The 19,268-nt window shown below is 38.5% G+C and carries 22 protein-coding genes and 1 tRNA gene; 2 read left to right on the forward strand and 21 right to left on the reverse strand.

Features of this window, described 5'->3' with window-relative positions:
* Positions 1-6 precede the first annotated feature (6 nt).
* The 13 genes from BUB91_RS21000 to BUB91_RS07765 all read right to left on the reverse strand — a co-directional run bounded on the left by BUB91_RS21000 (position 7) and on the right by BUB91_RS07765 (position 9,241).
* Positions 7-180 (reverse strand): hypothetical protein, encoded by a 174-nt coding sequence (locus BUB91_RS21000; RefSeq protein WP_164917846.1) that lies wholly within the window; start codon positions 178-180, stop codon positions 7-9.
* 15 nt (positions 181-195) lie between these two features.
* Positions 196-345: a hypothetical protein gene (locus BUB91_RS21005; protein WP_164917845.1), complete on the reverse strand. Its 150-nt coding sequence runs from the start codon at positions 343-345 to the stop codon at positions 196-198.
* A 201-nt stretch (positions 346-546) separates the two neighbouring features.
* Positions 547-2,070 (reverse strand): terminase large subunit domain-containing protein, encoded by a 1,524-nt coding sequence (locus BUB91_RS07715; RefSeq protein WP_073098663.1) that lies wholly within the window; start codon positions 2,068-2,070, stop codon positions 547-549.
* Entirely contained in the window at positions 2,057-2,566 is a 510-nt protein-coding gene (locus BUB91_RS07720; RefSeq protein WP_073098664.1) for a terminase small subunit, read from the reverse strand. Before BUB91_RS07720 ends, BUB91_RS07715 begins: the two co-directional genes overlap by 14 nt.
* A 3-nt stretch (positions 2,567-2,569) precedes the next feature.
* A complete protein-coding gene (locus tag BUB91_RS07725) occupies positions 2,570-3,589 on the reverse strand; it encodes a hypothetical protein (RefSeq protein ID WP_073098665.1) in 1,020 nt (339 codons plus the stop codon).
* On the reverse strand, positions 3,582-4,925 hold the full coding sequence (locus tag BUB91_RS07730) for a phage portal protein (RefSeq protein WP_073098666.1): 1,344 nt from the start codon (positions 4,923-4,925) through the stop codon (positions 3,582-3,584). The genes BUB91_RS07725 and BUB91_RS07730 overlap by 8 nt, the downstream gene beginning before the upstream one ends.
* Positions 4,926-4,931: 6 nt before the next feature.
* The gene (locus tag BUB91_RS07735; RefSeq protein WP_073098667.1) at positions 4,932-5,672 is read right to left on the reverse strand and encodes a hypothetical protein; all 741 of its coding nucleotides are present in this window, start codon (positions 5,670-5,672) and stop codon (positions 4,932-4,934) included.
* A gap of 35 nt (positions 5,673-5,707) precedes the next feature.
* Positions 5,708-6,526, reverse strand: a complete 819-nt coding sequence (locus BUB91_RS07740; RefSeq protein WP_073098668.1) for a hypothetical protein — start codon at positions 6,524-6,526, stop codon at positions 5,708-5,710.
* A complete protein-coding gene (locus tag BUB91_RS07745) occupies positions 6,456-7,217 on the reverse strand; it encodes a hypothetical protein (protein WP_175551004.1) in 762 nt (253 codons plus the stop codon). Before BUB91_RS07745 ends, BUB91_RS07740 begins: the two co-directional genes overlap by 71 nt.
* An 86-nt stretch (positions 7,218-7,303) precedes the next feature.
* The gene (locus BUB91_RS07750; protein WP_073098670.1) at positions 7,304-7,744 is read right to left on the reverse strand and encodes a virulence RhuM family protein; all 441 of its coding nucleotides are present in this window, start codon (positions 7,742-7,744) and stop codon (positions 7,304-7,306) included.
* A gap of 3 nt (positions 7,745-7,747) precedes the next feature.
* On the reverse strand, positions 7,748-8,026 hold the full coding sequence (locus BUB91_RS07755; RefSeq protein ID WP_073098671.1) for a helix-turn-helix domain-containing protein: 279 nt from the start codon (positions 8,024-8,026) through the stop codon (positions 7,748-7,750).
* Between the two features lie 107 nt (positions 8,027-8,133).
* Entirely contained in the window at positions 8,134-8,922 is a 789-nt protein-coding gene (locus BUB91_RS07760) for a hypothetical protein (protein WP_073098672.1), read from the reverse strand.
* A 10-nt stretch (positions 8,923-8,932) separates the two neighbouring features.
* A complete protein-coding gene (locus BUB91_RS07765; RefSeq protein ID WP_073098673.1) occupies positions 8,933-9,241 on the reverse strand; it encodes a helix-turn-helix transcriptional regulator in 309 nt (102 codons plus the stop codon).
* Between the two features lie 124 nt (positions 9,242-9,365).
* On the opposite strand from BUB91_RS07765, the gene BUB91_RS07770 reads away from it, so the two are divergent.
* A complete protein-coding gene (locus BUB91_RS07770; RefSeq protein ID WP_073098674.1) occupies positions 9,366-10,055 on the forward strand; it encodes a hypothetical protein in 690 nt (229 codons plus the stop codon).
* A gap of 195 nt (positions 10,056-10,250) precedes the next feature.
* Entirely contained in the window at positions 10,251-10,439 is a 189-nt protein-coding gene (locus BUB91_RS07780) for a hypothetical protein (RefSeq protein WP_073098676.1), read from the forward strand.
* Positions 10,440-10,524: 85 nt separating this feature from the next.
* Here BUB91_RS07780 and BUB91_RS07785 read toward each other — a convergent pair.
* The 8 genes from BUB91_RS07785 to BUB91_RS07820 form a co-directional block, all read right to left on the reverse strand.
* Positions 10,525-10,598, reverse strand: a tRNA-Arg gene (locus BUB91_RS07785).
* 108 nt (positions 10,599-10,706) lie between these two features.
* Positions 10,707-11,156, reverse strand: a complete 450-nt coding sequence (locus BUB91_RS07790) for a GatB/YqeY domain-containing protein (RefSeq protein WP_073098677.1) — start codon at positions 11,154-11,156, stop codon at positions 10,707-10,709.
* 169 nt (positions 11,157-11,325) lie between these two features.
* A complete protein-coding gene (gene ftsZ, locus BUB91_RS07795) occupies positions 11,326-13,383 on the reverse strand; it encodes a cell division protein FtsZ (RefSeq protein WP_073098678.1) in 2,058 nt (685 codons plus the stop codon).
* A gap of 95 nt (positions 13,384-13,478) precedes the next feature.
* Positions 13,479-14,819, reverse strand: a complete 1,341-nt coding sequence (gene ftsA, locus BUB91_RS07800; protein WP_073098679.1) for a cell division protein FtsA — start codon at positions 14,817-14,819, stop codon at positions 13,479-13,481.
* Positions 14,820-14,822: 3 nt separating this feature from the next.
* The gene (locus tag BUB91_RS07805) at positions 14,823-15,539 is read right to left on the reverse strand and encodes a cell division protein FtsQ/DivIB (RefSeq protein WP_073098680.1); all 717 of its coding nucleotides are present in this window, start codon (positions 15,537-15,539) and stop codon (positions 14,823-14,825) included.
* On the reverse strand, positions 15,536-16,885 hold the full coding sequence (murC, locus tag BUB91_RS07810; protein ID WP_073098681.1) for a UDP-N-acetylmuramate--L-alanine ligase: 1,350 nt from the start codon (positions 16,883-16,885) through the stop codon (positions 15,536-15,538). Before murC ends, BUB91_RS07805 begins: the two co-directional genes overlap by 4 nt.
* A gap of 1 nt (position 16,886) precedes the next feature.
* Positions 16,887-17,981, reverse strand: a complete 1,095-nt coding sequence (gene murG, locus BUB91_RS07815) for an undecaprenyldiphospho-muramoylpentapeptide beta-N-acetylglucosaminyltransferase (protein WP_073098682.1) — start codon at positions 17,979-17,981, stop codon at positions 16,887-16,889.
* A 67-nt stretch (positions 17,982-18,048) separates the two neighbouring features.
* Positions 18,049-19,251 carry an FtsW/RodA/SpoVE family cell cycle protein gene (locus BUB91_RS07820; RefSeq protein WP_073098683.1) on the reverse strand — a complete coding sequence of 401 codons (1,203 nt, stop codon included), beginning with the start codon at positions 19,249-19,251 and terminating at the stop codon, positions 18,049-18,051.
* Positions 19,252-19,268 lie beyond the last annotated feature (17 nt).

The raw sequence follows: 19,268 nt of genomic DNA on the forward strand, positions 1-19,268 counted from the left end.
TTAAGGTTATTGACTTGATTGTTTGTAAAGCTTGATTTCCTCAGCTGTAGGCTCGGTTTTAGGCTTTTCCTCTTCCTTCTCTTTGGAAGACTCGTTAACCTTTTTTTCAAGAGTGTCAATTTTCTCCTGCATCCCTTTCATGACATCCATCATTCCAGATAATACTTTTGTTGTGCTCATTCTGCTTTTTTGTTTTTAGTTAATTTTTTCTTTCAAAAGAGTAATCATATAATCCGTGATACTCATTCCTTTACGTGCTGCAGCTACTTTGATTTTCTTTTTAAAAGCTGGCTTCACATTGAACGTAACACGCTTATAATCTGTTTGGTTTAGTTCTTGACTCATGGTTAATAATTTTGATCTTAAACAAATAGATGAATTATGTAAGAAATTACAAGGGGTTTTACCCACGGTCTCGCGTAGATGGTATGCTTTTGATGCATTCTACTCCGTTAGGGGCTAGTATGGAAAATGAAAAAACCCTGTAAACATTAGCTTGTAATATTTAACAGGGTTTTAATTGTACGGTATTTGTACGGTGAAGCATCAACCGCCCCAACTTAAGCCTTTAACCGGCTTTGGTTTGCTGACTGTGAACCCTAGTGTTATTAGTTCAAATATTTCTCTCATCATAAATGGGTCTAGTAAATCGGTACTCTCCCCGTTGAGATACTTTTGTTTCATTTCTGCTTTTGGAATCAAAGCTTCTGGCTCTTCATCCAATTTCTTTTTCTTCTTTATCGCCTTACGCTCAGCTATCATACGTTGCCTTATGGTTTGCTTTTCATTAAACATCACATTATGCAAATGAGGCATTACCCATATTTCGTTACGCTCAACTCGTTCACCGCTTAACGTATAGCATTGAGCTTTGAGATTCTTAAACTTTCGCCCGTCCTTAGTTTCTATCGCCTTACTATTGCTGTCAAAAGCAACAGAGTTAGGTATGAAGGCGTTATCAGATCCGCCAATAAAAGCCCCTACACCATTAGCATCATAAGCAATGTGCCTATTAGGCACCCCCCATTTCTTAGCCATTGCTAAGATTTCATCAATTATTTCTTTGCCGGTAGATTTATCAATCTTAACTATATCCCGAATCCTGAAGCCTTCCCAGAAATATATTACTAGCTTGTCTTTACCTGAAGTGGCAACATCGACTGTAATATATTTATCTCCAGAAAGGACGAAGTTATTTGTAAAAATATCTTTAAAAGAACTGTACTGATAAATGTCAGCTGGATTTATAGACACTTTCCAGTTCCCATCTAATAACTGACTTTTAGTGTCTTCATCTTGAGAGGCTAGGTTTGCTAGATACTCAGGGTTTACAGATAATAGTTTTTTATTTTCATATACAGATCCACCTATAAATGTGATCGACTTTACAAAGTGCTTTGCATCTACTCCCGAAGCTTCAACCAATGGCTGCACGAAATAAGCTGCTTTCTTCAAGCACTCTTCGACCGTATCTCCCCAGATCATGGTGTCTCCATCCTTGACAAAGTATCTTACGACTCCTTGTCTCTCTGGAATAGGAAAACCATCTTCACCAATCCACCAGCTTATCAAATCAAAAACCCAACTATCTGGATCTGGGTTGCACGTGGCCCTTATGTATGGCTTAACTCCACAACTTGATCTATTACGCGACAATAAATAAAAGAACGTCTGTTTTGAAAAGTGGGTTAACTCGTCAAAACCTATGAACGGTATCTGGGAACCTTGCCAGCTTGTTACGTTTTTCTCATGCTCTAAATGCGAGAACTTAATCTTTGCCCCGCTCGGGAACTTCCATTGCAAATCTGTTTTATTAGGGATCGCTCCTAAGTAGCTGTATATTTTTTGGCTTTCATCCCATAACCCCCCTTGCGCTTTTATCTGGGTTGTTAGCCTTCTAAAAATTACGGCCCCAAAGTCTGGGTTATTAACATCTCTCAAAGGGTCAAGCAGCAAACAAGTTGTCTTACCCGAACCAGCACTGCCTCCTCCTATAACAATATCTGCAGGAGAGGATAACGCTATTCCCTGATAACCGGGTTGAGCTTCAATAATCTTAACCTCTTCCATTGTCTGGGAGTTTTACTAAGATTATATTATTTGTTTTCTGCTCGTTATCCTTCTCATAAAATCCGGTGTGCCGATTAATCATATCTTGAGCGGTTTCTTTATTCACGAATTTTAAATCAACAACATCTTCAGTTATTGTTTCTCCGTTTCTCGTGAATCTTCTTCTGGTGTGCTTGAAGCCAGATATCAACTGCCTTATTTCTAAAGGAAGATTTTTTATTTCTTCAACGCTTAACCCTAAAGCCACTGTAATATCAGAAGAAGCCCAATCGTTTAATTTTCTTAGCGTGTCCTGTTTTGTGATATTCAGTATTTCAGAAGCTTCACTCTTGAGTTTTGATATTTCATTTTGAATGTTGTCATTTGCTAGCAATCTGACAGCCTGTGTTCTCGCTCCGGACTCTGCATAATTAGCCCTAATTGCTGCTTGAGTAGCATTCAAATCAACCATATACTCTTCACAAAATCTTTTCTGTCTTGGGGTTAATTTTTTCATTCCCTAAATGTTTAAATCAAAACCACTCTTTGAGGGTTTGAAGTTGTCTCTGATGAAATACGGCTTATTTTGCCATCCTTTAATTTGCTCTGAATTCTTATTCAAATACTTCTGAGCCTTTGCCGGTATTCCTTTCACTAAATGTCGTTGGTCAATATTCCCCCCGGACAGATAGCTTTTAAATTTTTCACGTGGTAGTACAATAGAGTTTGATACACATTTGCACATCGGATGAAATCCTACGAACTTGAAATCTTTAGAATAAGATCCCACAAGGAAATCGCAAATATCCCTCACCACATGTGCCGCGCTTAGTTCTATTCGTTGACCCATTACAAACGGCATTGTCTTTCTGCGTTCAAAGTCATTTGTCCTATACGCTATGTTCACCTCATTGCGGCTAATCCTCAATGCATTTTTATAACTGGACCGGTACACACCTTGCCCGGGGTTATAGTTTTTAGCGGGCTGGCTCAATACCAGTTTCCCTTCTTCATTTCTTAACCTCCTGAATCTTCGCTCTGGCTCCTTTAGATATTTCTTTAAATCCGTTGCCATTTCCGAAGCACTACGCCCGTTTACAATACCACTTTCCAGTAACAGGTTAACGGCTTCTCTCGTTCCTTTGGTTACGCTTACAACTCGATCACTCAGGAATGAACCGCCCACTTTTCTTTTAATGAATGATTTAGCGGCCCCGGCATTATTCGCAAGCATTGTTTCAACCTGTTCACCTGGCACACCCATATCTTTGATGTAATCTTTAATGAAGTCATCTGAACAGGCGTTTGATAAAGAGAAACTGGTTTCAATCTGTTCTTGAACCAGCCTCTCCAAATCATCATTAAACCTAATCAACGCATTATCAAAGGCTCGTTTTCTTGCATCGGTCATTCTTCCGTTATAACCTCGAAATATCGTTCCAAACTCCCGGGTGTATTCTGCATACAATCTGTCTAAATGCCATTCTTGAGCATTTATCAAGCTGAAGAGTTTTCTTTCACACGGGTTTGGCTTACTCATCTTCTAAGACTAAAGAGCGTGAAGATCTTTGCGCAGTTTCTTTCTGTATCTGATCAATTTCTGTTTTAACATCTTTGGTGTATGGGCTTTTAGAAACTGAACTTTCTTGACTCATTACCGGGTAACCTCCGTTTGCGTCTACAAGGGCCTTTATTTCCTCCGCGATATCTCTAGGTATAGATAGGTTGAAATCAATATCAAATTCTAATTCTTCATCCTTTATACCCATGCCGTTTTTAACAACGTTGATAATTCGCTCAATAACCGTTCGGTATTGTCCTTGTTTTGACTTCGCTTTATTAATGGCATCCTGAAGCATCAATTCAAGAGCCCGTCCAGATATTGTTCCGATTCCCTTTACGTTATCAAAGGAAAGATCTGGAGTCTGGCTTATATTAAAAATGAATTCTTTTAAAAACTTCATCTCAAGTTCAATCGATTGAACTCCGGTATCTCTTTGCAAAAAATCAGCATCTGCCTCTACTATTTGTCCGTTTTTCTCTGCAACCCCTAGAAGTATTGATTTTCCGTCATCTGAGATATCAATCAAACCCTCTTCTTTGCCGTCCTTATTTTTAACAGTGGATCCTTTCAATTTCAGAATAGGAAACGCGAAGTAATTATTTGACCCGGCAAGCTTACTGAGTATCATTTCAATACGATCTATCATCTCTTTAACGTCATACCACTCCGGTTCTGGCTGTTCGTTAAAAACAACTGGTATAACGCCAAAACTATGAGTGTCACTTCCTAGATACTTCAGATCTGAAGAGCCTGGCCCGCTGTATTTATGAATGTACTCATCTGTGAATATCCAGAGATGACTCACCTCATCAATAACAAACTCCCAATAAAAAGCTACCAAATCACCATAAACATCGTATTCCGGGGTATACTTCCCGTTATCTGAAGTGTACATTCTGGCTTTGATTTCTTTATCAGTACCCGCTTCAGAAAATATAAATACGGCCATAGTCTCAGACATAACCACTTTAGCAAATTCCAGAAGTTTGTTATTGATCCTGTTCTTTTTAAGTGTCTTCAAAATCCTTTGACCGTTCTCGTTTTCTGGATCATTCGCGGATATACTCACCGGTTCGGCTAACAAAAAACTTGCAGCTGTCTCCACAATCTTTCTTTGCAGGTTGATTACGAGCCGCTCAGCCTCAATCGTCTTCAGATTGTTTTGGTAGTTCTCCCGGTAACCGACTTGAAGTTTTCTGATTTTTCGATCGCCTCTGTACTCTTTAACGAAAGGAGTTACGTTTCTAGAGTTAGCCTCAATAAATTTTATTACCTGATCTTTATTCGTGTAATCTACTTGAGTTGTTTCCATAACTTCTTACTTTAAACGTTCTTGTCTTTCTTTTGCTGCTTGAGCCCTTTTCTGCTCTCTGGTTCCAAATTCTTTAAGCCTTTGTTTATAGATTACATCTTGCTCAATTGCAGATTTGATTGAGTGTGGTTTTAAATTGTATTGTCCATCTTTAGCGTGAAAGAAATACTCCGCTATAGAATTCACATTCATAGCACCTCTGTATCCAACCGCTTCCAGTTCTGAAATCAATTCCTTAAAACCATCCAGAAATTTATTTGCTGCCTCATAAATCTTGTGCTGCTGTTCTGTCTCCAGATAAACCTTGCAATGCTCTTCAATGAATTTCGCTTCTGTTTCTTCAGTTATCATAAAACTGCCGCCGACGTAATCAATCATTTCCAGTTTTAGAAACGGGGTGTTGTCATTAAAACCTCTGTGATAATCCCGGAAAGAAATCACATTTTGAACATCGTCTTTAAATTTTTGAAATATATCATTACTCCCTTTTATTAGGTTTGCTTTGATAAGACTAGAAGTGATCCCGACTTTTTTAATTTGAGATTCGATATTTCTCAAATACTTTTGCTCCATATTTCTCAAGCCTCCTTTTTTAATCTCTTGAAAAACCTTATCAGAGAAGTCCCCCATTTCAAGGCTCTTATATCCTGTTAGCATATTTACTAACAGAGGTTTAATTTTTTTCAGGTCTTTGTGGATGTTTTCGACACCCTTGTTGTCCTGATGAATTAATTTTTTTGCTTCCATACTCCTGTTTTTATTAGGTTTTTCACCTCATTTGTTTAATTATTGATTTTAATTTTGCTGATAATCTGATCAACGTTTTTGTACTCTGTAAATAAGCGCTCAAGGCTTATTTCCTTGCAAGCAACCACCACCTTGTTAGATGGCTTACCGTCTTTTTTTAATTCATATAATGCCTTCTCAACTTTATTTAAAGCTGCTTTTTGACGTTTCACCAATCGTCGTTCAGCCAATTCTTTGACCTTCTTTTTGATGTTAATATCCTTTGGCATTATTCCGTACTCATCTAGAAAATCGTAGAGGTATATGCGACCAGGCTCAATTGAATTCGTTTCAGTAAATTGAGCGTGTGCTTCTCTAAGACCATTGAGTATTAAGTCTATTTTTTGGTCTTCGGTGAGTTCGTCTGTTTCGCAAGAGTTGTCTTTAAAAAGTGGAATGTTATAATCGTGACGAGTCTTTAGGAGCCATTTCTTGTACTGATCTAAAACCTTCGATACGTATTCCGCATTGAAGAGTTGAAAATGCTGTACTCTGTCTCCATACACTCCGTAACGCTCCAGTTTAAATGCGTAGTCAATTTCCTCAATAGACAAGTTTTTAAAACGTGCTAATATCATTTCCTTTATATCCTGCTTGTTGATATTACTTATAGGATCTTTTAGACCAATGAGATTTGCGGCTTTTACAAACACCATCGCTAAGTTTGGCCCTAACTGATCAGATGGTATATTTTTGATTTTATCAAACTCTACCACATTCCGAGCAAAAGCAATCTCTGTTAGGTTACCAACCTTCGCTATTCTGTCTGATAGTTTCTGCTGACTGACGGTTAATTGTTGGCTCTGTGCTTCCATGTTGACTTTTATTTAAAGGCTGATTAGCTTGCGCTACTAGTTTTTGAAATTGTTTTCTAAGTGTTTTTATTGAAAGAATATTAGTTTTCCAAAATTCCCCGGCTGGTGAGTTGAGATATTTATAAACCTTGACAACGTGTTCTTTGTTTACCTCATCTCGCTCAAACATCAATCTAATCTGATCTACATAATTCTTGTAGGTAGCTTCACGTTGATCTTTTGTGGGTGAATTTTTTTCTTCTAAATTTTTAATGAATAATTGCTGAAAAGATTTAGCTATTTCAAAATATTTTTTTTCTGAATCCTCGACGTCTGAAATGTTAATTTCAGATAGAAGATTATTTCTTATATTCTTAATTTCTTTATCTTCTTCACTTCTTAAAGTGTTGTTGGGTTGTGTGTTATTTTGATGTTGTTCACGTGTTGGTTTGCGTGTTGGTTTGGTTGTTGATTCTTCTTCGTTAGGTTGGTAATCGTCATATTTTACAAGGGTTACAACCGTAAATTTGTTTGTTGAGTTGGTTGTTATTTCGCCTGTTGATTTGAGTTTGCTTATAGCTGTTCTGAATTGTTGCTTAGAAATGCCTATTTTTTTAGGAGTTTCCGAAGTTCCTGTGATGCATTGACCTCTTTGAATTGGGTACTTTTTGTATTCCGTGTACTCCCAGTTTGCAGTTAGAAGCAGGTGCATAAATGTTAACCTAACTGGCACATCATTATACCATTCCCACTCTAGAAGCTTCCGGTGCATTTTTATCCATCCTATCGCCATACTATTTACCTATAAAGATCTTTGATGTCTGTTTTATTCCAGGAGTGACTCAATTCAAGTTCAAGTATTTGCTTTTCTCTCTGTATTGTTGTGATTTTTTCCGAGAGTAACTGTATTGCGTAAGATTGAAGTTTTATAGCTACATCACTTCTAAGTCTGAAACCTATAGCTACAACTTCATTAAGCGTAAACAACTCCTGAATCCTCACTTTACCATCTTTAGCAACATGGCGGGATTTCGCCGGATTGATCAGGCCATCTTGTTTAAGATTCCTAATGTTATCTGCTAAAGTCTTTCTAGGAACTTGATATAATTCGCTTACTTGGCTTCTACTCGCAAAACGTTGAGTGCTATCAACAACTCCAAAATCTTTAAAGATTGATAATTCCCCATCCGTAAAATGAGTGTTAATAAAGGTTCCGCCATGTGCTTTAATATTGCTCATGGATTACTTCTCAAGTTTGATTAATGTTTCGAGTAATTCGCTGCGCTTATAATACCTGCGGTTAGAAATTCCGTAGGCGGTAACTGTACCTTTATTTGTCCAAGTCCAAAGAGTGCTTGAGTTTATTTTCAAGAATTTGCAAGCCTCCTCCCGGGTAAGAAGCTCTTCTGGCTCATTAGGTGCGGATAATGCCTGCTTAATGTGATCGATCAGTTTTTCATCCCGATGATTTAAAACCTCAAGTAACTGATCTGTTGTGAGAAGATTTACTGTTCCTGACATTGCGCTTAGATGTTTAATTTCTATAGCGCAAATTTGAGGGTGTGAGCACGATAATTTAGAAACGTTATCGTGCTAAAATGTGTTGAAAACGTGCTGAAATGTGTTTTTTAAATTATTTCATCTCTAATGCGTTCATATAAGCTTTGGATTTTATTGCCACTACCGCTATGCCTAGAGTCTATTCTGTCAATGCCAATATTATAATTTTCAGTATTAAGAAGTTCTACAAACCTTGTGTTTGAACATATTATCTGAGGTGGCTTATCCTCCTTCATGATCCAGTAAATCCTACTGTAGTTTGCGAGTTTGCTCTTTTTGTCCTTATGGATTTCGTGTAGTTCTTTGAAAATCCAGTAAGCCTTATCATCTAAAAAGACATCCTTATGAGGGTTCTCAATGTATGCTGCATTTCGACTGATGAATTTCAGATATTCATTTGCCGCATAAGTAACCTTTGCATCAATATTTGCCTTTCCTGCTGATTTTTTGTGAAGCTTAATAAGCGCTTTAATTTTAGGGCTTAGCACTTCTTTTTTGTAATGCTCATTTTCCTTTTCAGTATTATTGAGGTTGCTTTCTTTAAAATGATGCTTATATAGTTTATGAAAATCCGCTGTTGTTTCAGCTAGTCTAGTCTGATTCTTTAATACATATTTTTCCTTTTTGACCACATCAAATCTTTCCCCCTTTTGATTTATGTAATAGATCTGTCCGTCTGATTCAAACTTTTCGGGCTCTGGATTATCAGTATAAAACGTGTCAAAGAATCCCTCTCCTTTTTCATTGTAATACAACTCACCGTAGTATCTATCTTCAATAGGAATACTTAAAAACTGCTTTAAAGCATTCTTTTCGTTAATATTTTTTACTCGCTCTTTACTAAATGGACTAGACATACTCTTTCAATTACTGGTTAACAACCTTGTTAAGCTCTTCTAAGTCCTTAATGGAGTTAATCCGGTAAACTTTACCTTGAAACTCTATAAAGCCATTCAGTACGCCCTCGGCACCCGCTACCGGCTTCGTAGAATTGAACAGCTGACGAATATCAACATCTAACACCTCAGCAATTTGTTTTAATAACTCTGGTCGCGGAAAAGATTCACCATTAACAATATTGTAAATAGAGACTGGACTAACGCCTACTGCTTTAGCGAGATCACGTGAGTTTATAGATTGCTCGTCTAATAATTCTTTAATTCTTAATATCTGCATCGTTTCTTATTGTTTAGTACAAATGTATATTAATTAATTAAAACTTTACAAAATATTTGTTATTTATAAAGTATTGCTTTACGTTTGTATCAATAATAATAAGTATCACTTTACACCTATAACTATGAAAACGATTTTTAAATTAGAGAATGCAACCGTAAACGAAATCATTTACAAACAAATGGAGATTCTTTTAAAACTTCAAGATGAAACAGACTATATGCTTAAAGCCTATGAAAAATATTCTTCCAAACCCAAAAAACAGCAATTAGTTAAGTTGAATATTCCAGAAGGACTGGCTATCGATCTTATATACGGTGCGTTGATTCTGTTTGAAAAAGAAACTTTTATTGATGTATCTATGCTTGAATTCTTAGAAAAAACCTTTGACACATTTTCATCTAAAATACATAACACGGATGAGCCAAAACAGGTAATTGATAATATGTATGAGAGCGTATTTCAGAGTCTTCCAGACTTAAAAGAGAACAAACCACATTACCTGAATCAATTCTATGAAGCTTGCGCCTACCTTCATAAATTAAGCGATATTACATATGTTATGACTGGTGATTTTAATTTCAATATACCTTATGATTTGCTTATCATGCTTTCAGATATAGAGGCATCAACTAAACTCATGAATCATTTAAGCACACCTAAAGCTTATAACACTGAGTTTGACAATACTTTTTACAAATGGACTGAGATACTAGAAGAAGAAACCAAAGGTGAAGTTATTCAGAAGCGATTCAAAGAGATGCTGAACACTCACGTTGATAAACTTACACCGACTGCAGTATGCAAAGCGTAAATATTATTATACTGAGTGTAATAGAAAACACGCGTAAAGAATTCTTTAGTAAATTTGGAAAAGATCCGGAAGAGGAAAAAAAGCTTTTTATAAATTGGTACGTCCAAAACAATGAAGCTCCGCTCCGGGTTCTAGTAAATGATTTATCAGATTACTATCTGCATATTTCAGAGCGTCAAATTTTACGATATCTAAATGAATAGAGATAAGAATTTTGTAAAAAAGCGTATCAAAAGAATAGGCCTGTTTTTTGAAATTAAAAAGGCTCAAGGATTAACTTCAAAGGTTGCCATTATTGAAATAGCTCAAGCTTTAAGTATTTCTCGTAGTTTGGTTAATAAGGACCTGGCGAAATACAATAAGAGCCTCAGAAATGAAGAGTAAATAAATTTACCGTACATAAACCGTACAGTTTTAAAAATAAAAAACCGTAACACCTTAATTATATACGTGTTACGGTTTTCACATGTGACCCCGGAGGGATTCAAACCCCCAACCCTCAGAGCCGAAATCTGATGCGCTATTCAGTTGCGCCACGGAGCCTAGTTGTTTTGACATTTTACTCTCAGCGTCAAAATCTGATGCGCTATTCATCCCGATAACTATCGGGAGCGCCACGGAGCCTAATTCTTTCGCTTGCGCGAAAAGTCTTTATGCTAATTTGCTTTTAACTATTGTAGAAATGGTTTTACCATCTGCTTTACCAGCCAGTTCTCCAGAAGCCATACCCATTACTTTACCCATATCTTGCATTCCGGTTGCACCGGTTTTTTCGATAATGGCAACTACAACTTTTTCTATCTCTTCTTCACTAAGCTGCTCTGGTAGAAATTGCTCTATTACAGCTGCCTGAGCAAGCTCTTCCTGAGCCATTGCTTCACGACCTTGTTCTTGATAAATTGCAGCGCTGTCTTTGCGTTGCTTTACCAGCTTTTGAAGCATTTTCACCTCTTCATCTTCAGACAACTCCTCTGATGCTCCACTTTCGGTTTGAGCAGTCAAAATAGCAGATTTTACTGCTCGTAAAGATGCTAAGGCGTTTTGATCTTTTGCCTTCATTGCAGCTTTCATAGCCGTCATAACCGCTGTCTGTAAACTCATGTGACTTTATTGATTTTTTAGGACAGCGAATATAGCTAAAATAAGCTTTTAACGCCACACATTTAGTCAAAATAAAAAGTCTGAATCTTTCAATAAAAATAATATGGTCCAGAAAAAAGAAAGGCCGATAGTTCTCACCACCGGCCTTTCGACGTCTGATTTTTACTAACTAATCGACATTATCGTGTAAGAATGAATTGTTTCTACGCAATTGAATCTCATCATTTTCATCGGTACTCAATGAGGTACGAGAAATGCTGCCCTTCGCATTTGGATTTTCATCAAGATTCACTCCCATACGCTTATACGCTGGCTGCTTTTCTATCTCGTCTATACGCGACTGATTGTTATGAAATTTGTAATTAAACTCTTTCATCATACGTCTGCGTTCTGCAGCACGCTCAGTAAGCAATTGGGAAATAGGCGTATTCATAGGATTCTCATCCTCTTCATTAATACCTGCTTCTTCTTTTCTAGCTGGCTCTACAACCTTATGTTCAAAAGCAATTTCCTCTTCTTGCTGTTTAACTTCAGGCTGTTTTTTCTGTACCGGTTTAGCAGTATTCAAATGATCTTCCATTTCCATGTAATCATCCAGACTGTAACGTTTCTCACCTTTTTCATTTACTTCGGTAACCGAAACAATTTCAACAGGATTATTCACCTCTATCTCATTAATAGCATCATCTAAACGGTAAACAATCTCTTCTTGTTCAGCTTCTTCAAGTTCCTCCTTTTGTTGAAACTCTTGCTTTTTAGGCATTTCTTCATTTAAAGGAAGGTCAAAAGATAACGTAAATTGCTCTTCTTCTTGATCAAAAAGATTGATTTGCGGCTCATCTGCCGGATCTTCTACACTCACTATTTTAAAATCTTCTTCATCTGTAAAGGCTTCTTCTACCTCTTCATACTTGGTGTAATCTAAAACTTCCTCATAAACCACCTGTAGATTTCTAATGAGATCTGTAGTAGGTATCAGGTTCATCTGATTTTTTTTCACTTCAGCTTGTGGCTTTTTCGCTTCCGGCTTCGATTTATTTACCATCAGATCCATAGGGTCATCACTATCGTCTAGTGTATGAACGATAGGCTTAACTTCTGGTTCAGATTTTTCCTTTTTTGGAGCAGCATCAAAATTCAATTTTCCACCGGTACTTTTTGGAGAAAGATCGTGTTGTGCACGTTGCTCGTCTTCAAGTGTGTGAATAATCTTTTTAGTTTCCGTATTAACGATCTCGTTTTGCTGCTCTACATTAAAACCCGTAGCAATAATGGTTACAGAAATCGCATCACCTAAACTTTCCTCTTCTCCTACACCCATAATGATGTTAGCACTGTGACCGGCTTCATCCTGGATGTGATCGTTGATCTCTCCAATTTCATCAATTGTAATTTCTTCGGTTCCCGAAACGATAAGCAACAATACGTTTTTGGCTCCTGTAATTTTATTATCATTCAACAATGGAGAATCTAATGCTTTTCTAATGGCATCCTGAGCACGACTGCCACCGCTTGCGTTAGCACTACCCATAATTGCAGTACCACTATTACTTAAAACCGTTTTTGCATCTCTAAGGTCAATGTTTTGCGTATAGTGATGCGTTATAACTTCTGCAATACCTCTAGATGCAGTTGCAAGTACTTCATCTGCCTTACTAAAACCAGCTTTAAAGCCAAGATTACCATATACCTCTCGCAGTTTATTGTTGTTGATCACAATAAGCGAATCTACATGAGAACGCAATCTTTCTACACCAAGCTGAGCCTGCTCGTTACGCATCTTACCTTCAAACTGAAACGGGATTGTCACAATACCTACGGTAAGTACATCCATCTCTTTTGACATTTTAGCAATTACAGGTGCAGCTCCGGTACCGGTACCACCACCCATTCCGGCAGTGATAAAAACCATTTTTGTATTGGTCCCCAGCATTTGCTTGATATCTTCTGAACTTTCTATAGCAGCTTTCTCTCCCACCTCTGGGTTTGCTCCTGCTCCAAGTCCTTCTGTAAGGCTCACACCTAGCTGAATACGTATAGGTACAGGACTGTTTTCTAAGGCTTGCGAATCTGTATTGCAGACCACAAAGTCCACTCCTTTTATTCCTTGACTAAACATATGGTTAATGGCATTGCTACCACCACCACCTACGCCAATTACTTTAATTACGTTGCTCTGATTTTTTGGTAAATCAAACGAGATGTTTTCAAAATCTGTGTTGCTCATAATATTTCGTTTTACCGGTTTTTGCTATTGCTTTTCTTTTTCAGTTTCAGAGATAAAAATCAGATTCTCATCTCATCGGTTGCTTTTTTTTTAATCTATTCTGCGTTATCTAAAAAGTCTTTAAACTTTTCTGCCCAAGAATCAAAAATGCTTTTACGCACTTTTTTCTCTTTAGGCTGCTCTAGTTCCTGCTCCTCATCAGAAGTTAGTTCCGATTCTGGCGCAGGCTCCTCTTCTACAATTGCCGTGTCTTGCTGTGCTTCTGGCTCATCAGGACGGTGCTCCAGACTATTCATCACTAGACCTACTGCAGTCGCATAAAGCGGACTCGTAGTTTCTGAATCACTATCTCCGGCCAAATGCTCGTTAGGATATCCTATACGCGTATCCATCCCGGTGATGTACTCTACCAATTGCTTAAGGTGTTTCAACTGTGAACCCCCTCCTGTTAGCACGATACCGGCAATCAATTTCTTTTTTTGTTCCTCGTGACCATAATTTTTGATCTCGAGATAAACCTGCTCAACGATCTCAACAACACGTGCGTGAATAATCTTTGAAAGGTTTTTTAAGGTTATTTCTTTAGGCTCTCTCCCACGTAATCCCGGGATCGAAACAATCTCATTATCCTTGTTTTCTCCTGGCCATGCAGAGCCGAATTTTATCTTAAGCAGTTCTGCTTGTTTCTCAATAATGCTGCAACCTTCTTTAATATCCTCAGTAATTACATTACCTCCAAATGGGATCACAGCTGTGTGTCTGATGATTCCATCTTTAAAAATGGCGAGATCTGTTGTACCACCACCTATATCAATCAATGCGACACCCGCTTCTTTCTCTTCCTGACTCAAAACTGCATTTGCAGACGCTAAAGGCTCTAAGGTTATTTTATCAAGATTAAGACCTGCGCTTTTTACACAACGACCTATATTTCTAATACTACTTACCTGCCCTACCACTACGTGGAAATTAGCTTCAAGACGACCACCATACATCCCGATAGGTTGTGTGATTTCGGCTTGACCATCTACTTTATATTCCTGCGGAAGCACATGTATAATTTCTTCTCCCGGAAGCATCACCAACTTATGAACCTGATTGCAAAGCATGTCTATGTCCTTAGGACCTATAACCTGATCTGCATCTGCACGGGTGATGTAATCGCTATGTTGCAAACTGCGTATGTGCTGACCGGCAATACCTACCACCACATCTTCTATCTTCATCCCCGAAACACTTTCTGCTTCTTGTACTGCCTGCTGTATAGACTGTATGGTCTGAGTGATATTATTTACCACCCCTCTGTGCACACCCAGACTTTTAGATTTTCCGATACCCAGAATTTCTAATTTATGGTACTCGTTGTAGCGCCCTATCATAGCTACAATTTTGGTTGTACCAATGTCAAGTCCTACTGCTATGTCTTTCTGCTCCATAACTTAAATTTTTGTCCCTATAACCTGTCCATTAAATCGTAAATCAACGATTTTGTATGCCGAGAGACTATTGTCTTTAATCGCTTTCTGGTAAAAGGCTTTATAGTTTGCAAACTTGCTTTGCAGACCTTTAACCTTACCTAATCTGATTTTATAGTTTAAAACCCGGGGTGTCAAACTGTAATCACCAGTTGTATTTCTTGAAATCCCCACCACTTGTTTTACAAGCAACGGGTCTTGTTGTATATACTTTAAAAGTGGGTAAACCTCATCAATCTGGTCTTTTTGCAAACCAGCTATAATAGGCACCCGTGCAGAGTAATTAGAAGACAAAGGCATTGCAGCTCCCTGCTCATCTATATAAAAAGGTTTTTGGGCCTGCACCCTTGCAAGAGGCTTTCTTTGTTTTACTGTTGCTCCCACCACGCCGTCTAAGGTGATATAAACATCTGCATCAGCGATCATTGCGTGCGCATCTAAACGCTCTTCAAGCTCATTCAAATCTAGAATTTCTTTAAGCTGTCCCTCGAGGGCTTTCTCATTTTGTATCAACAATTTATCAACCGTTTCAGCGGTTATAAAAAGGTTCGCACCAGCCTCAAAATGCACTTCTACATTTTTAACGGTTCGTTGTGCATTTCGCCTATGCGAAAAAGCAACCAAAAACGACGTCACTAAGACTAAACCTATCATCCGTATGTAAAACCAATTGATCTTCATCGCTTCAGATTTTTGGTTAGTTTTAAAATCTCTTCTCCTATATCCCCTGCGCCCATCATCACTTTTATACGTGCTTTAGAAGCCTGCATTTTTTCTTGTAATGCTGCTTTTGTCACGACTTCTTTTCGCGTAAGCGGAATCAAATCCAGCAATTTTTGAGACGTAACTCCCTCTATAGGTTCTTCCCTCGCTGGATAAATATCCAGCAGCAACAATTCATCAAACTGCGCTAAACTAGCTGCAAAATCCTGCATGAAATCCCGAGTCCGACTGTACAAATGCGGCTGAAAAACAGCTAATACACGTTTGTTAGGATACATCTCACGCACCGCACTGTGCACGGCATCGATCTCTGTGGGGTGGTGCGCATAGTCATCAATTAAAACTTCGTCTTCTGTCTTAATTCTATAGGTAAATCTGCGATTAACCCCCTTAAACGCGAATAGTGCTTTGGCAAGCTTATCGGCAGGGCAGCCGTAATGTAAAGCCATTGCCAAAGCGGTTATCGCATTAGACAAATTATGTCTACCTGGCAGGTTAAGCACTAAATCTTGAAGCAGCCCATCAGGATGTTTTAAGTCAAAATGATAAGCGCCATTTTCTATTTTTATAGTTAAAGCTGCATACACAGCGTCATCTTCTAAGCCCACCGTAATTCCCTCTAAAGGCAAGCCGTTTTTGATAAACAGGACTCCGTCTTCTTGTACTTGAGCCGCAAAATCACGAAAACTTTGCTGTAAAGCTTCGGCATCTCCGTAAATATCCAGATGATCTGCATCCATCGAAGTGATTGCTGCTATATTAGGAAACAGTTGCATAAATGAGCGATCAAACTCATCTGCTTCAACAACTACGATCTCCTCTCCTTGCTGAATTAAATTACTTTGATAATTCTCTGCAATACCGCCCAAGAATGCCGTAACCGGTAAATCACACGAAGCCATAAAGTGTCCCAGCATCGCACTTGTGGTCGTCTTACCGTGTGTCCCGGCGACAGCCAAACAGTATTTTTGCTGTGTTAACCAACCTAAAACCTCTGCGCGCTTTTTAACCGAAAATCCTTCAGCTAAATAATAGTGATACGCACTGTGATTTTTTGGAACTGCCGGTGTATAAACCACCAGTGTCTTTTCTTTATTTTTAAATGCTGAAGGAACAACTTCAACAGAATCTTGAAACGAAATCTCAATTCCTAATTCAGTTAAGCCCTCAGTAATTGTTGAAGCTGTTTTATCGTAACCCGCAACCTGCTTTCCGGCCGCGTGGAAGTATCGAGCAAGCGCACTCATCCCGATACCGCCAATGCCGATAAAATAAAGATGTGATATGTTATCTAGATTATTCACGTTACTGCTTCAGTAATTTTTCTACTTCGTTTACGATTTGTTGCGTTGCCTGAGGCAATGCTATTTTCTTAAAATTGGTTCCCAAAACTTTTTGCCTGTCTTCATCTTCAATCAACTGCTTAAATGTTTCCTCAAAACAATCCTCCAACGCATTCTCTTTTAAAAGTATCGCCGCATCTTTCTCTACGATAGCTTCTGCATTTTTGGTCTGATGATCTTCTGCCACATTAGGTGACGGAATAAAAATCACCGGTTTCCCTACTAATGCCAACTCAGATACCGAACCCGCACCTGCTCTGCTGATAATGATATCTGCTGCAGCATACGCTAAATTCATCGTATCGATAAAAGGTAAAACCTGTACATGTTCGGTTTCACTATGATTTTTATATTCCTCAAAATACAATTGACCACTTTGCCAGACAACCTGTACGTTTTGATCTAAGATAAATTGCAACTCGTGGTCTATTAATTTATTTATCGCTCGGGCGCCCAAACTTCCACCTAGAATCAAAAGCGTTTTCTTTTGGGGTTTTAAAGCATATTTAGCCAAGCCTGCTTCACGGTTTTGATCGATAAATATCAAATCCTGACGCACCGGATTTCCGGTTTTTACAATTTTTTCCTGCGGAAAAAATTGCTGCATTCCATCATAAGCCACACAAATCTTCTGCACTTTTTTAGCCAAAAGCTTATTGGTTATCCCTGCAAAACTATTTTGCTCCTGAATCAATGTCGGCACGTTATATCGGGTCGCCATTTCCAGCAACGGACCACTGGCAAAACCACCGGTACCTATTACAACATCAGGCTTAAAACGCCGAATTATTTTAGCCGACTTAAACAAACTGCTAATCAATTTAAATGGAAACATCAGGTTTGACCAAGTCAACTTTCGTTGAATACCGGCAATCCAAAGCCCTTCAATTTTATAACCGGCATTGGGCACTTTTTCCATTTCCATACGATCTTGCGAACCCACAAAAAGAAATTCCGCTTGCGGATATTTTTCCTTCAGTGCATCTGCAATAGCTATCGCCGGGTAGATATGCCCCCCGGTTCCGCCGCCTGATAGTATGAATTTGTAGTTTTTCAAGTTCTGTTTTCTGTTTTCCGTTTTCCGTTTTCCGTTTTCCGTTTTCTAAAAGATATATTTCGTATTGCTACATCGCTTCGCTTAAAATATCAAGCGGATTCATCTCTTCTTCTTCCTTCGCTTTTACTTCTTCTCGTTTAACGCTTACACTCAACACAATCCCAATCGCTAAACAGGTCATCCAGATTGAAGTTCCTCCGCTACTCACCAACGGCAACGTCTGCCCAGTAACTGGAAACAGCTCGACAGCCACCGCCATATTGATCAATGCCTGAAAAATGATGGGCAAGCCAACACCTATGGCTGCCAATTTTCCAAAAACCGTAGTTGCTTTATTAGCGACAACGAGTATTCTAAACAACAAGAGCAAGTACATTAACAACAGCATCAACCCACCGATCAACCCCCATTCTTCCACGATTATTGCATAAATAAAATCTGAAGAGGATTGTGGTAAAAAATTCTTCTGAACACTCTTACCCGGACCCAATCCTGTTAAACCTCCTGTAGCGATTGCTATTTTTGCTTTTTCGATTTGGTAATCGCCTTCGCTATCCTCATCATCTGCAAAACTGTCTATACGACTCATCCAAGTATCTACTCGGTTAGGGAAAACTCCTGGAAATGCTTTTGCTGCAAGCACAAACAATGTAAGTGCCAGCAGACCGGTCGCAACGATAACCCCAATATATTTCAACGGATAACCTCCCATAAAAACCAGCGTCAATACCATTACAAAAATGATTGCTGTGGTTGAAAAATTGGCAGGAAGTATCAATCCCAGAATCAATGCTACAGGTACCCAAAGCGGAAGAATACTTTCCTTAAAGGTGATTACCTTATCTTTAATCTTTGTCAGGTAGCGCGCGATATAAATCATCAACACTACCGAAGCCAACGTAGAGGTCTGAAACGTGATTCCCACAAACGGAACCTTAATCCATCTACTAGCATTGGCTCCATCAATAGTCGTCCCTTGCGCCATCGTGATTAAAAGCAAAATGAACACAATAGGAATTCCTATTATAGACAAACCTTTAAAATAGTGTGCAGGTACTTTGTGCACCCCGTAGATAATCGCAAAGCCCAAAACCAAATGCATAAAATGACGTACCAAAAAAGGCAACGTGTCCCCATTACCGTATAAATAGGCAAGATTGCTACTTGCGCTAAATACCGGCAAAAACGAGAACAAAGCTAAAAAGGCAGTAATCGCCCAGATCGCCCGATCTCCTTTTAATGTGGTGAATATGTTTTTGGTTTTACTCAACGAATTACTGTTTACTG

The sequence above is a fragment of the Leeuwenhoekiella marinoflava DSM 3653 genome, from assembly GCF_900129005.1.
Classification (GTDB): domain Bacteria; phylum Bacteroidota; class Bacteroidia; order Flavobacteriales; family Flavobacteriaceae; genus Leeuwenhoekiella; species Leeuwenhoekiella marinoflava.